This is a genomic window from Myxococcus virescens, from assembly GCF_900101905.1.
Classification (GTDB): Bacteria; Myxococcota; Myxococcia; order Myxococcales; family Myxococcaceae; genus Myxococcus; species Myxococcus virescens.
In genome coordinates, this window is record NZ_FNAJ01000007.1 from 422,764 (window position 1) to 438,014 (window position 15,251).

Consider the following 15,251-nt stretch of genomic DNA (forward strand, 5'->3'; position numbering starts at 1 on the left):
GCCTCGGGGACAGCGAAGTTCGACCTCACGTTGTCCCTGACGGACGCGGCAGAGGGGTTCACCGGAACCTTGGAGTTCGACGCGGACCTCTTCACTCGGGAGACAGCCGCGCGGCTGATGAAGGGGCTGCGGGTGTTGCTGGAGAGCGCGGTGGCGGATGCGGGCCAACGCCTGGGCGAGCTGCCGATGATGGACGCGGCGGATCGTCAGCGCCTGCTCGTGACGTGGAACGACACCGCGGTGGAGTACCCCCGAGAGGCGTGCCTCACGGCGCTCTTCGAGGCGCAGGCGGCCCGCTCGCCGGAGGCCGTCGCAGTGGTGTGCGAGGAGGCTCGGCTCACCTACGCGGAGCTGGACCGGCGGGCGAACCAGCTTGCGTGGTACCTGCGCACGCGTGGCGTGGGACCGGGAACTCCGGTGGGGCTGTGCGTGCCGCGTTCGTTCGACCTGGTGGTGGGGATGCTCGGCATCCTCAAGGCTGGTGGTGCCTACGTGCCGTTGGACCCCACGTACCCCCGCGAGCGCCTGGCCTTCATGGTGGAGGACACGCGCCTGCCCGTGGTGCTGGCGCAGCAGGCGGTGGTGGACTTGCTGCCTTCGGGCAGTGCGGACGTGGTGCTCCTGGATTCGGCCTGGGATGAAATCGCGCGTGAGCCCAAGGTTTCTCCTCGCGTGACGGTGCCGGCGGAGTCGCTGGCGTACGTCATGTACACGTCGGGCTCCACGGGGCGGCCCAAGGGCGTCTGCGTGCCGCAGCGCGCGGTGGCTCGGCTGGTGCTGGGCTCCCGTTTCGCGCGGTGGGGCGCGGACGAGGTCTTCCTCCAACTGGCGCCCATCTGCTTCGACGCCGCCACCTTCGAGCTGTGGGGCGCGCTGCTGCACGGCGCGAAGCTGGTCCTCTTCCCAGCGCAGCCTCCCACGGTGGACACGCTCAAGGACGTGCTGGCGCGTCACGGTGTCACCACGTTGTGGCTCACGGCCGCGCTCTTCGAGGCGCTCTCCGCCGCGAGGCCGGACGCCCTGGACGGCGTGCGGCAGCTCCTGGCGGGCGGCGATGTGCTCCCACCGGCAGCGGTGCGGGAGCGGCTTGGGCGCGGCGGCATCCTGGTCAACGGGTATGGGCCCACCGAGGGCACCACCTTCACCTGCTGCCATGTGATGGAGGGCGCCGTCGCGCCGGGGGCCATTCCCATTGGCCGGCCCATCGCCAACACGCGGGTGTACGTGGTGGACGCGGAGCTGCGCCCCGTGCCGGTGGGCGTACCGGGTGAGCTGCTCATCGGTGGAGACGGCCTGGCCTGGGGTTATCAGGGACGGCCGGAGCTGACGGCGGAGCGCTTCGTTCCGGACCCCTTCGGCTCGGAGGCGGGCGGGCGGCTGTACCGGACGGGCGACAGCGTGCGCTACCGCGAGGACGGCACGCTGGAGTTCCTCGAGCGGTTGGACGGTCAGGTGAAGGTGCGTGGCTACCGGGTGGAACCGGGCGAGGTGGAGGAGGCGTTGCGCCTGCACCCGTCGGTGGCCGAGGCGGTGGTGGTGGCGCGGCCCGACCCCGCGGGAGGCAAGCGGCTGGTGGCCTACGCGGTGCCTCGGGCAGGGGAGACGTTGGACCCTCGCGGCCTTCGCGACTTCCTGGCGGAGTCGCTGCCCGAGTTCATGGTGCCTTCCACGTTGGTCCCGCTGACGGCGCTGCCGCTCACGCCCGTGGGCAAGCTGGACCGGCGCGCGCTGCCGGAGCCGGAGGTCTCACGCCCAGCAGGGAGTGCCTTCGTGGAGCCCACCACCGCGCTGGAGCGTCAGGTGGCGGCGCTCTGGGCGAAGGTGCTCGGCGTGGAGCGGGTCGGTGTGGAGGACCACTTCTTCGCGGACCTGGGCGGCAGCTCCATGTCCGTGGTCAAGGCGTGCGCATTGCTGCGCGACGAGCTGAAGCGCGACGTTCCGGCGACGCGCTTCTTTGAACATCCCACGGTCCGCGCGTTCGTCATGTCCCTGGAGCGGGACGGCGAGACGGCGGCAGACACCCAGGACAATGAGGCCCACGTGGATCGCGCCCAGCAGCGGCGTCAGGCGATCCGCCGGCAGGGTCGGCGAGGGAATCACGGCAATGGCTGAGCTTGATGACATGCAGGGTGAGGACTCCAGCAGCGACATCGCGGTCATCGGCATGGCGGGGCGCTTCCCGGGCGCTCGCAACCTGGGTGACTTCTGGAACAACGTCCGAGGCGGCGTGGAGTCCATCTCGTTCTTCTCCGAGGACGAGCTGGAGCGCTCACCGCTCATCCCCGAGGACCTGTGGCGGCACCCGCGCTTCATCCGCGCGGGGGGCATCCTCGAAGGCGCGGACGGCTTCGACCACGGCTTCTTCGACATCCCGCTGCGTGAGGCGCAGTGGATGGACCCGCAGCAGCGCGTGTTCCTCCAGTGCGCCTGGGCGGCGCTCGAGGACGCGGCGTATGACCCGTCTCGTTACAAGGGTCGCATCTCGCTCTACGCGGGCGCCGGTTCGTCCGGCCACCTGCTGAACCTGCTGAGCGAGGCACGGAAGGACGCGGGCGCGGGCCTGGAGTTGGCCACCGCGGGTCCGGAGAGCCTGGCGATGAAGGCGTCCTTCAAGCTCCAGCTCCGGGGCGAGAGCGTCGCCGTCTACACCGCGTGCTCCACCGGCCTCGTCGCCATCCACATGGCCTGCCAGAGCCTGCTGACGCGGCAGTCGGACATCGCGCTCGCGGGCGCGGTGCGCATCGCCAGTCCGCAGCGCACGGGCTACCTGCACCAGGATGGGCTCATCTTCTCGCCGGACGGGCACTGCCGCGCCTTCGACCACCGCGCGGGTGGCACCGTGGCGGGCAACGGCGCGGGCGTGGTGGTGCTCAAGCTGCTGTCGGACGCGCTGCGGGACGGTGACCACGTCCACGCGGTCATCAAGGGCTCGGCCGTCAACAACGACGGTCAACAGAAGGTCGGTTACACGGCGCCGAGCATCGAGGGCCAGACGGAGGTCGTCGCGGACGCGTTGGCCTATGCGGGCCTGGGCGGTGACGACATCAGCTACGTGGAGGCACACGGTACGGGCACGTCGCTGGGCGACCCCATTGAAATCGCCGCGCTGACGCGAGCGTTCCGGAAGACGACGGAGCGTTCGCGCTTCTGCGCCATCGGCTCGCTCAAGACGAACCTGGGGCACCTGGACGCGGCGGCCGGCGTGGCGGGGTTCATCAAGGTGGTGCTGTCGCTTCAGCACGGCGAGCTGCCGCCGAGCCTCCACTTCGAGCGCGCCAACCCGGAGATTGATTTCGAGCGCAGCCCATTCTTCGTCAACGCCACGCTCAAGGCGTGGCCACGGGAGAATGGGCCGCGCCGTGCGGGGGTGAGCTCCTTCGGCATCGGTGGGACCAACGCCCACGTCGTGCTGGAGGAGGCGCCCCCGGAGGCGGAGAAGGCGCGCGGCCACCGTCCGTTGCACGTGGTGACGTTGTCCGCTCGGACGCCTTCCGCCCTGGAGGTGATGGCGCGCGAGCTGGCGACGCACGTGGAGTCCGCGCCGGGACTGGCGCTGGAAGACGTGGCCTTTACCCGGAACGTGGGCCGCCGTTCCTTCGAGCATCGCCGCGCGGTGGTGGCGGCGGATGGCGCCGAACTGACGGAGCGGCTGCGCAAGCCCGCGGCGGTGGAGGCGGGGCGGAATCGCCGCGTGGCCTTCCTGTTCCCGGGGCAGGGGGCGCAGGCGGTGGGCATGGGCCGCGAGCTGCACGCGGTGGAGCCGGGCTTCCGGAAGGATGTGGACGCGGCGCTGGCACGGTTGGAGCCCTCGCTTTCCGCCGAGGTGCGCGCGCTCCTGTTGCCCGCGCAGGGACAGGAGGCCGTCGCGGCCCAGAAGCTGGCGGACCCTCGCGTCGCGCTGCCCGCGCTCTTCATCGTCGAGCACGCGCTGGTCCGACTCTGGATGTCCTGGGGCGTCCGGCCGCATGCGGTGCTGGGCCACAGCTTTGGTGAGTACGCCGCGGCCTGCGTGGCGGGTGTATTGTCGCCGGAGGACGGCCTGCGGCTCGCGGTGGTGCGTGGCGCGCTCATGGCGCGGATGCCCGCCGGCGCGATGCTCGCGGTGGGGTTGGAGGAGGCGGAGGTCCTTCCGTTGCTCGGCGAGGGACTCTCGCTGGCGGCTGTCAACGGCGAGGGCCGGTGTGTCGTCTCGGGCCCGGTGCAAGTCATTGAAGCGTTGCAGGCCACGCTGTCGAGCCGCGGCGTGGGCATGGTGCGGTTGCCGTCGGCCCATGCCTTCCATTCCAGCGCCGTGGAGCCGCTGATGGTGGACCTGGCGCGGGCGGTGTCCTCGCTGCGCCTCCAGGAGCCGACGCTACCGTATGTGTCCAGCCTCACGGGCACGTGGATTCGTCCGGAAGAGGCCACCGACCCCACGTACTGGGCTCGGCAGATGCGGCAGCCGGTGCGCTTCGCCGCGGGCCTGGAGACGCTTTTCGCGGATGGGTGCAGTGTCCTGCTGGAAGTGGGACCCGGGACGGACCTGACGTCGCTGGCGCGGGGACGGGCGCGCAAGGAACGGCAGCTCGTCGTGGCGCCTTCGCTGCGCCGTCGTCCCACGGAGAGCGATGCCCGTGGGCTGTTGCAATCCCTGGGAGACCTCTGGGCGGCCGGGGTGGACATCGCCTGGGAGAAGTTCCATGGCGCGGAGCCTCGCCGCCGCGTGTCGTTGCCCACGTATCCGTTCGAGGAGAAGTCCTGCCGTCTGGAGTCGTCGGGCGCGCCGCTCGTGTTGCCCACGGCCTCCGGGCCGGTGGCAGGGGCCGCGCTGGCTGGCACCAGCTCCGTGCTTCCCCTGGCCACCCCTGGCGCATCGGCTCCCGTCACCGTGGGGGAGATCCAGCAGCGCGTCATGGAGATCTGGCGCGAGCGTCTGGGCGCAGTGGAGGTCGGCCCGGATGACGACTTCCTGGAGCTGGGCGGCAACTCACTGATGGCGGCGCAGATGCTGACCCGTCTGCGTGAGACGTTCTCCGTACAGCTCCCGCTGAGCGCGCTGTTCGAGGCCCCCACCGTGGCGGGCATCTCCGCGCGCATCGAGGCGATGCTCCAGGCGGCGGGCCCCCTGGGTGGCAGGGCGGCATCCGAGGTGATGTTCCGCATCGACCGCGCGGGTGAGCTGCCGCTGTCCGTGGTGCAGGAACGCGTCTGGCGGATGGAGCAGCTCGACCCGGGCAACCCGTCCCTCAACATGCCCCTGGCGGTGCGCATCTCAGGCGCGCTGGATGTCCCGATCCTGGAGCGGAGCATCAACGAAGTCATCCGCCGGCATGAGATGCTCCGCGCGACGTACCGCGTGGACGACGGGCGTGTGCGCCAGCGGTTCTCCGCCGAGGTCCGCATCCAGGTGCCCGTGGTGGACCTGCGTTCCCATGGGGGTGACCGGGAGGCGGAGGCGCTGCGGCTGGCATTGGACGAGGCGGTGCGGCCGTTCTCCCTGGAGCACGGGCCCATCGTCCGCGCCAGTCTGCTGCGACTGGCGGAGACGGAGCACCTGATGTTGCTCACGGTGCATCACATCGCCTCGGACACGCTGTCCATGGTGGCTTTCTTTCGTGAGGCCGCGGCGAACTATCAGGCGTTCCTCGCGGGGCAGCCCGCTCCGCTGCCGGAGCTGGCGGTGCAGTACGTGGACGCGGCGGCCTGGGAGCGCCGATCGCTCGCGGGTGGAACACTGGCGGCCCAGGAGGCGTACTGGCGCGAGGTGCTGGCGGACCTGCCTCCGTCATTGGCGCTGGCGGCGGACCGGCCGCGAGGGGCCGACCTGCGGCTGCGTGGTGCCCGCTTCCCGGTGGCCTTCTCGCGTGAGCTCAGCGCGGCGTTGATGGGCTTCAGTCAGCGCGAGGGAGTGACGCCCTTCATGACGCTGCTGGCGGCCCTGGCGGCGGTGCTCGCCCGGTACTCAGGGCGCGAGGACATCGTGGTGGGGACGCCGGTGGGCAACCGCGCCCGTGGCGAGCTGGAGCCTCTCATCGGCTTCGTGGCCCATGCGATGGCGCTGCGCACCGACCTGTCGGGTGACCCGTCGTTCCGAGAGCTGGTGGCGCGTGCTCGTGAGACGACGGTCGGCGCGTCCAGTCACCAGGACGTCCCCTTCGAGCACCTGCTGCCGTTGGTGGCCTCCGGCAGGGACCCGGCACGCTCGCGGCTGTGTGACGCGGCGCTGGTGCTGCACGCGCACGTCACCACGGCGCCGCCCTCCGTGGCGGGCCTGGACATGCAGTTGGTGGAGGTGCCGGGAACGCCCGCGCAGTTCGGTGCCACGCTCGGTGAGCTGACGCTGCTGCTGAATGAGAGCGAGCGCGGCGGCTTCCACGGTTTCATCGAGTACGCCACCGACCTCTACGACGAGCCGCGCATCGCGCGCCTGTCGGCCCACCTCCAGACGTTGCTGGGGGCGGCCCTCGCGAACCCGGACCTTCGCGTGTCACGGATGCCGCTGGCGGCACCGGAGGAACGGAGCGCCGCTGCGAGGGGACCTGCGTCCTCGGTGCAGCGCCTCCAGGCCGAGGGCCTCGCGGTTTCCAGCATGTCGCCCGCCGGTGGGCCGTCGAGCATCGGGCATCGAGACTTCGCAGACGCGGCTGTCCAGGCTCGATTCGCGTCGTGGGTGAAGCGGACACCGGACGCTGTGGCCATCTGCATGGGTGAACGCCGCCTGTCGTGGCGGGAGCTGTCGGAAAGGGCCCGAGGTCTCGCGGCCCGGTTGAAGCAAGAGGGCGTGGGCAGGGACGTGCCGGTGGCGGTGCGCGTCACGCCATCCGTGGAGTCGGTCATCGCGCTTTGGGGCGTGCTGGAGGCGGGAGGCGCGTGTCTGCCCGTGTCGGCCGGTGAGGTCGCGGAGCTGGCGTCCCTGCTGCCCGCGCAAGGACCTCGGTTGTTGCTGGTTCCTCGGACGGAGGACGTGCCGTCGTTGCCGAAGGGACTCCGCGCCGTCGCGGTGGACTCCGTCGATTCGAGCGCGGATGCGATGGAGCCCGTGCCCGGGGAGCGGCTGGCCTTCATCGTTCCGGCGCCCGAAGCGCTGGGAGGACACGGCCGGGTCATGCTGAGCCACCGCAACGTGGCGCACGTGTTGGCCTCACTGGATGCCCGGACGGGCGCGGGCGAGGGGGGCGTGTGGTTGGCGGTGGGTGGTCCTTCGGCTGACCCGTCGGGACTGGACCTGCTGTGGGCACTGGCGCGTGGGATGCGCGTCGTCCTTCCACCCGAGCAGCTCGCCGCGCGCTTCGCTGTCCTGGGCCGGAAGCCGGACACCCGGCGGCCTCTCGACTTCAGTCTTTCGTACTTCGCCAACGATGAGGACTCGCTGGGCGACGAGAAGTACGAGCTGCTCCTCGAAGGCGCGAAGTTCGCGGACGCACATGGCTTCTCCGCGGTCTGGACGCCGGAGCGGCGCTTCCACTCCTTCGGTGGATTGTATCCACAGCCTTCGGTGGTCGGCGGCGCGCTGGCGATGCTCACGCGGCGCGTGCAGATTCGCGCGGGCAGCGTGGTGTTGCCGCTCCATGACCCCATCGAAGTCGCCGAGCAGTGGTCCGTGGTGGACAACCTGTCCCGTGGGCGCGTGGGGCTTTCATTCGCCACGGGGTGGCACGCGAACGACTTCTCGCTCTCACCGGGGACCTTCGACCGGCGGCGCGAGGTGCTCATTGAACGCCTGGAGGAAGTGCGGCGGCTGTGGCGCGGCGGCACGGTGCTGCGGCGCAACGGCGCGGGCAACGAAGTGGAGCTGGCGCTGCGCCCCAAGCCGAAGCAGGCGGAGCTGCCGGTCTGGCTGACGTCCACGGGCAACCCGGAGACGTTCCGGAAGGCCGGTGAGGTGGGGGCGGGCATCCTCACCAACGTGCTGGGACTGGGCTCCAACCTGGACGAGCTGGCGACGAAGGTGGCGCTGTACCGCGAGACGTACCGCAAGGCGGGACACGGCTCAGGCCAGGGGCACGTCACGTTGATGCTCCACACCTTCCTTGGCCAGGACCTGGACGAGGTGCGCGAGGCCGTGCGCGAGCCGCTGCTGCGGTACTTCCGCAGCTCGGTGGACGTGTTCGCCAACCTGGTGGCCAGCCAGGGCCTTCAGGTGGACGTGCGCGGCCTCACGCCAGAGGACGTGGAGGCGATGCTCGCCCAGGGGGTGGAGCACTACATCAAGGAAGGTGGCCTCTTCGGCTCGGTGGAGGACTGCGTGCGCGTGGTGGAGCGCGTGCGCGCCCTGGACGTGGACGAGATTGCCTGCCTCGTCGACTTCGGCGTGGCGCTGGAGCCGATGATGTCCAGCCTCCGCTTGCTGGACGTGGTGCGTCAGCGCAGTCAGGTGCAGGCGCTGCCCGCGGATGCGGTGCTGGCCGAAGGCGATGCTGGATTCGGCGCACTGCTGTCGCTGGTGCAAGACGAGGGCGTCACCACGCTGCGCTGCGCGCCGTCGCAGGCGCGTGCCCTGGCGGAGCTTCCTGGCGCCGAGGCGGCGCTGGGGAGCGTTCGTCTCTGGGTGCTCGGAGGCGAGCCGCAGGACCTCACCAGCTCGGCGCGGCACGTGGCGGTGGCGTCCTCCTTGGTGGGCGCGGCGTGGCCGTCTCCCGCTTCGGCGCCCGTGTATGTACGGGATGCGTCCGGCGAGCCGGTGCCGGTTGGCGTGGTGGGAGAGCTGGCCCTGGGCGGCGCGGCGGTTCCGCTGGGCTTCTGGAATGACCCGGAGGCCACGCGGGCGCGCTTCATCTCCGTTCCCAGGTCGGATGAGCGCTTCTTTGTGACGGGCCAGCGTGCTCGTTTCCGCGATGCCGGCGAAGTGGAGTGCGTGGCCCCCGCGCGTGCGACAAAGGCGCGGCGTCCTACCTCGCAGCCCGCCCGTGGCACCGTGGGCACCAGGCCCCCCACGCAGCAGACGGTGAGCGCGGAGGTTTCCTCGGCGACGGCCACACCCGTGGTGCGAGTGGGGCGGGACAAGCCGCTGCCGCTGTCCTTCCCGCAGCAGCGCATCTGGTACCTTCACCAGTTGGACCCGGCGGGCATCGCGTACAACAACACCGTCACCCTGCGTCTCGATGGCGCGGTGGACGAAGCCCTCTTGGAGGCCGCGCTGAACGCGCTGGTCCGCCGGCATGAAGTCCTGCGCACGACCTTCGCGCTCGAAGACGGCGGTGCGTACCAGGTGATCGCCGACGCCATGCCCCTGGTGCTGGAGCGGCTGGAAGCCCGAGGCAGCACGCTGGAGGCGCGGGAGGAAGACGCGCTGAAGCAGGCCCTGACCGAGGCGCGCAAGCCCTTCGACTTGATGCACGGCCCGGTGATGCGAGCCGTGCTGATTCGCATCAGCGAGGCCGTGTCCGTGCTGCACCTCACGCTGCACCACATCGCCTCGGACGGATGGTCTGGAGGGGTGCTCTTCCGCGAGCTGGTGGCGGGCTACGAAGCGCTCGCGGCGGGCCAGCCGTCGCCGCTGCCGGAGCTCCCGATTCAGTACGCGGACTACGCTGTGTGGCAGCGCGGCTGGCTGGAGGGGCCGGGCATGGAGGCCCAGCTCGCGTACTGGAAGAAGCAGCTCGCGGGCGCGCAGGTGTTGGAGCTGCCAACGGACCGTCCCCGTCCCGCGCGCTGGACGGGCCGGGGGGGCCGTCTCCAGGTCTCCGTGGACAAGCCCGTGATGGACGCGGTGTGGGCCGTGGGCCGGCGCGAGGGCGCCACGCCCTTCATGGTGCTGACGGCGGCGTTCCAGACGCTGCTGCACCGGTACTCCGGGCAGGACGACATCATCGTCGGCACGTCCGCTGCGGGCCGCAACCGTCCGGAGCTGGAAGGGCTCATCGGCTGCTTCCTGAACACGCTCGCCATCCGAGGCGACCTGTCGGGAGCCCCCACCGTCGTGGAGCTGCTGCGCCGGGTGAAGGTGGCGTCGATTGGCGCGTATGCCCATCAGGAGATTCCGTTCGAGCGGCTGGTGGACGAGCTGCGCGTGCCGAGAGATCCGAGCCGCATGCCGCTGGTCCAGGCGATGCTCACGTTCCACAACACGCCGCCCGTCGAGGTCCGAACGCCAGGGCTGGGCGTGAAGATGGTGGAGCTGGACATTGGTGCCACCAAGGTGGACCTGTCACTGGAGTTGCGTGAGACGCCGCGGGGCCTCACGGGCGCCTTGGAGTACCCAGCGGATCTGTTCGACCGGTCCACGGTGGCGTTGCTGTGGGAGCGCTTCGTCCGGCTGCTCCAGGGCATCGCCGCGAATCCGTCGCAGCGCGTGTCGGAGTTGCCGCTGCTGTCCGACGCGGAGCGCCAGCGGATGCTGGTGGAGTGGAACGACACCCGCGAGCCCTTCGCGGCGGACGCGACGCTGCATGGCTTGTTCGAGGCGCAGGCCGCCCGGACGCCGGACGCGGTGGCGGTGGTGGCCGAGGGCCAGCAACTCACGTACGCGGAGCTGGAGGAACAGGCCAACCAGCTCGCGCACCACCTGCGCACGCTGGGCGTGGGTCCCGAGGTCCGCGTGGGGCTGTGCGTGGAGCGCTCCGTGGAGCGGGTGGTGGGGCTCCTGGGCGTGCTGAAGGCCGGCGGCGCGTTCGTCCCCTTGGACCCTGAGTACCCCACGGCTCGGTTGACGCACATGATGCGGGACGCCCGTCTGTCCGTGGTGGTGACGATGGATGACATCGCGGACGTGCTCCCCGCGGGCGGCGAGCTGCTCGTCGCGCTGGACGGCGACGCGCGCCATCTCGCGCGCAACCCGTCGGAGCCACCTCGCGTGGGTTCGTTGCCGGAGCATCTGGCATACGTCATCTACACGTCCGGCTCCACGGGCACTCCGAAGGGCGTGCTGGTGCCGCATCAGGGCCTCTGCAACACCCTGGGCACCATCATCCGGGCGCATGACGTGCGGCCAGGGCGGCGTGTGCTCCAGGCGGCGGCGCTCGGGTTCGACGCGTCCGTCCTGGAGGTGTTGTCCACGCTGGTGGCTGGGGCGGAGCTGCACCTGGCGCCGCGCGAGTCGCTGTTGCCGGGAGAGCCGCTGCGCGGGCTGCTGGAGTCGCGGGGCATCACCACGGTGACGCTCACGCCTTCGTCCCTGTCGCAGTTGGAGCCGGAGGGCCTTCCCTTGCTGGAGACGGTCATCTCCGCAGGAGAAGCCTGCTCGCCGGAGCTGGCGCGGCGATGGAAGCCGGGGCGGCGACTGCTCAACGGCTACGGGCCCACGGAGGCGTCCGTCTGCGCGACGCTCTCCACCGAGCTGGACGTGGAGCGCCCGGACATCGGCCGTCCCGTCGCGAACATGCGTGCGTACGTGCTGGACGCGCGGGGGCAGCCCGTGCCTCCGGGCGTGCCGGGCGAGCTGTACCTGGGCGGGCCGGGTGTGGCGCGTGGCTACCTGGGAAGGCCGGAGCTGACGGCGGAGCGCTTCGTCCCGGATGCATTCTCGGGAGAGGCGGGGGCGCGGCTGTACCGCACGGGCGACCGGGTCCGTTTCCTCGCGGACGGTCGCATGGAGTACCTGGGCCGCACCGACTTCCAGGTGAAGCTGCGCGGCTTCCGCATCGAGCTGGGCGAAGTGGAGGCGGTGCTGCGCCAGTACCCCGAGGTGCGTGACGCGGTGGCCCTCGTGCGCGAGGACACGCCGGGAGCGCGGAGGCTGGTGGGGTACGTCGTGCAAGCCGCCGAGCTGGATGCATCGGCGCTGCGCTCATTCATGAAGGAACGGTTACCCGACCATCTGGTGCCCGCTGCCTTCGTCGCGCTGGACGCGCTTCCGCTGTCACCTGGCGGGAAGGTGGACCGGGCGGCGTTGCCGGCTCCGGACGCCGCGCGCGGAGGCAACGCGAAGGTGTTCACCGAGCCGCGCACGGAAGCGGAGAAGGCATTGGCCGCGCTCTGGGCGCAGGTACTGGGCGTGGAGCGCGTGGGCCTGCACGACAACTTCTTTGAGCTGGGCGGCGACTCCATCCTGGGCATCCAGATTGTCTCCCGGGCCAAGGCCCTGGGGCTGGAGTTGGAGCCGGCCATGCTCTTTGAGCGGCAGACGCTCGTGGAACTGGCGGCCGCCGCCGGGACGGCGAAGGCAGGCACGGCGGAGCAGGGGCTGGTGGAGGGGCCCGTGCCGCTGACGCCCATGCAGCGCATCTTCTTCGACGAGTGGGCGTTGCCTCAGCCGCACCACTACAACCTGGCCGCGGTGCTGGAGGTGCGCCGCCCGGTGGATGCCGCGCTGCTGGAGGAGGCGTTGCGGACGCTGGTGTCGCACCATGATGCGCTCCGGCTGCGCTTCACGCGGGCGCCGGAAGGCTGGCGTCAGTCCATCGCGGGCGTGCCCGAGCGAGTGCCCGTGAGGCGCGTGGACCTGTCTTCCCTGCTGGAGGCGGAGCAGGGCGCCGCATTGGAGTCCGTGGGCGCGGAGGTCCATCAGAGCCTGGACCTGGGCGAGGGGCTGCTGCTGCGCGCGGCCTTGTTCGAGCGGGGCGCGGGCCGGACGTCCCGGCTGCTGCTGGTGGTGCACCACCTGGCAGTGGACGGTGTATCGCTCCGTCCGTTGCTGGAGGACCTGGAGACCGCGTACTCGCAGCTGGAGCGAGGCGCTTCGGTGTCGCTGCCGCCGAAGACGACGTCCTTCAAGGCGTGGGCGGAGCGGCTGTTGTCGCACGCTCGGACGGACGAGGTGGCGCGCGAGCTGCCGCTCTGGAAGGCCTCGCGTGATGTCCCCTCGCTCCCTGTGGACCTGCGAGGAGGCGACGACACGGCGGGCTCGGAAGCGCTGGTGACGGTGACGCTGGGCGTGGACGAAACGAAGGCGTTGGTGGGCGAAGTGCCCCTGGCGTACCGGGCGCGCGTGGATGAGGTGCTGCTCACGGCGGTGGCACGCGCGGTGTCCCGCTGGACGGGAAGCCGCAACGTGCGGCTGGAGCTGGAGGGACACGGGCGTGAGGCCCTCTTCGGTGACGTGGACCTGTCTCGCACCGTGGGCTGGTTCACCAGCACCTTCCCGCTGGAGGTGGAGTTGCCGGAGGCAGGCAGTCCAGGAGACGCGCTCCGGACGCTGCGGGATGCGCGGCGGCGGTTGCCGGTGAATGGCATGGGCTACGGCTTGCTGCGCTACCTGCGCGAAGACACGGCCCAGACGCTGCGCGCCGCGCCACGCGCGGAGGTGGGGTTCAACTACCTGGGCCAGCTCGACGCGGCGGCTCGGGGGGCGGAGCGCTTCGCCCTCACGGAGGAGCCGAGCGGCGCGTGGCATGGCGCGGGAGGCCGCCGGCCGCACCGTCTCGAGGTGAATGCCGTGGTGTCCGAGGGCCGGCTGAAGGTGGCCTGGGCCTACAGCACGCGCGTCCACCAGCGGGCGACCATCGAAGCCGTGGCTGACGACTTCCTGTCGTCGCTGCGTGAGCTGATGGAGGGCCGGAGTACGCCGGACGCGGCGCGCCGTTCGCCTGGGGACTTCCCGCTCGCGCGCCTCTCGTCCTCCTCCTTGGACCGCTTGCTACGGCAGTTCCCGGCCGTGGAGGACGTGTACCCGCTCACGTCACTTCAGCAGGGCATGCTGTTCCATGTCGCGCTTGCGCCCCAAGGCTCGGGGGTCTTCCATGAGCAGTTGGCGTGGACGTCACGCGGGAACGTGGATGCTGCCGCGCTGCGACGGGCGTGGGCGGTGGTCATCGCTCGCAACGCGGTCCTGCGAACGTCCTTCATCCACGAGGGACTGCCGGAGCCGCTCCAGGTGGTCCATGCCAAGGCGGACCTGCCCTGGACGGAACACGACCTGCGCGGTGTTCCCGCCGAGGAGCAGCGCGCCCGGCTCGACGCGCTGGTCCGTGAGGACCGTGCCCGTGGCTTCGACCTGGCGCCCGCGCCCCTGGCCCGGATGGAGGTGGTCCGCCTGGCCGAGCAGGAGTACCGCTTCCTCTGGAGCCACCACCATCTGGTGATGGACGGGTGGGGCGTGGGCGTGATGTTGCAGGAGGTCTTTGCCTGCTACGCGGCGCTGACGCAGGGGCTCGACGCGGCGTTGCCTCGTCCCGCGGCCTGGCGCGACTACATGGCCTGGTTGCAGCGGCAGGACTTGTCTCGTGCCGAGGCGTTCTGGCGCGAGGAGCTCGCGGGCTTCACCACACCCACGCCGCTCCCCGGCGCCCGGAACGCCGCGCCCGGGATGGAGGCCGCCGTCACGGGTGAGGAGATTCTGTGGCTGTCGCAAGAAGCCACAGCCGCGCTTCAATCCTTCGCACGGCGCAACGCGGTGACGCTCAACACGCTGACGCAGGGCGCGTGGGCGCTGCTCCTCGGGCGCCATGCGGGGCAGGAGGACGTCGTCTTCGGAGCCACGGTCTCCGGGCGTCCCGTGGACCTGCCGGACGCCGAGTCCATGGTGGGCTTTTTCATCAACTCGCTGCCTATCCGCGTGGAGCTGTCTGTCGACGCGCTGGTGGTGTCCTGGCTGCAGAAGCTCCAGGCACGGCAGCTGGAGATGCGGAAGTACGAGCACAGTCCGCTGGTCCAGGTGAAGGGCTGGAGCGACATGCCTCGGGGCCTGCCGCTTTTCGAGAGCCTGCTCATCTTCGAGAACTATCCGCTCGACACCTCGCTGGGGCAGGGCGTGCCGGGGCTGGAGGTGGTGGACGTGGAGAGCCGTGAGCAGGGCAACCACCCGCTCATTGCCTATGTGGTTCCCGGTGACAGGCTGCGCTTGAGCCTGGCCTACGCTCCCGAGCTGCATGGCTCGGACGTGGTGGCTGAGTTGCTGGAGCACTGGCGCATTCTGCTGGAGGCACTGGCCTCAGGCGTGGAGCGGCTCGCCGACGTGACATTGCCGGGAGACGCCAAGCGGCTTCAGGCCATGGCCAAGGCGCAGGTGGGCTCCATGGGGCATGCCGCGGAGTACGTCGCTCCCTCGACGCCGGAGGAATTGGCGCTGGCGGGGATCTGGACGGAGCTGCTCGGCCGGCCGCGCGTTGGCGCTCGGGACGACTTCTTCGCCTTGGGCGGACACGTGGGGATGGCCGCGCGGATTGTGGTGCGCGTGCGTGAAGCGTTGGGCGTGGAGCTGCCGCTGCCGGCGGTATTCGAGTCGCCCACGCTCGCTGGCATGGCGGAAGTGGTGTCCCGGATGGCGGGCTCGATGAAGCAGCTCGCGAATGACGCCATCACACCGGCGTCGAGGTCGCTGGACCCGGCCGCGTTGGACCAACTGTCGGACGAGGAACTGGACGCGCTGCTGGACGCGACCGAGGTGGAGAGCTGAG

General features: G+C 70.8%; 2 protein-coding genes (1 of these 2 running past the window's edge). Both read left to right on the top strand.

Going from position 1 to position 15,251, the window contains the following annotated elements; all coding sequences use genetic code 11:
* Positions 1 to 2,112: the final stretch of a non-ribosomal peptide synthase/polyketide synthase gene (locus tag BLU09_RS22320; RefSeq protein WP_244171943.1), read on the top strand. 15,042 nt of this gene lie to the left of the window's left edge; the window shows 2,112 of its 17,154 coding nt (coding positions 15,043–17,154); the start codon falls outside the window, past its left edge; the stop codon is at positions 2,110 to 2,112.
* Entirely contained in the window at positions 2,105 to 15,250 is a 13,146-nt protein-coding gene (locus BLU09_RS22325; protein ID WP_090491526.1) for a hybrid non-ribosomal peptide synthetase/type I polyketide synthase, read from the top strand. The genes BLU09_RS22320 and BLU09_RS22325 overlap by 8 nt, the downstream gene beginning before the upstream one ends.
* The last annotated feature ends 1 nt before the right edge of the window (position 15,251 follow it).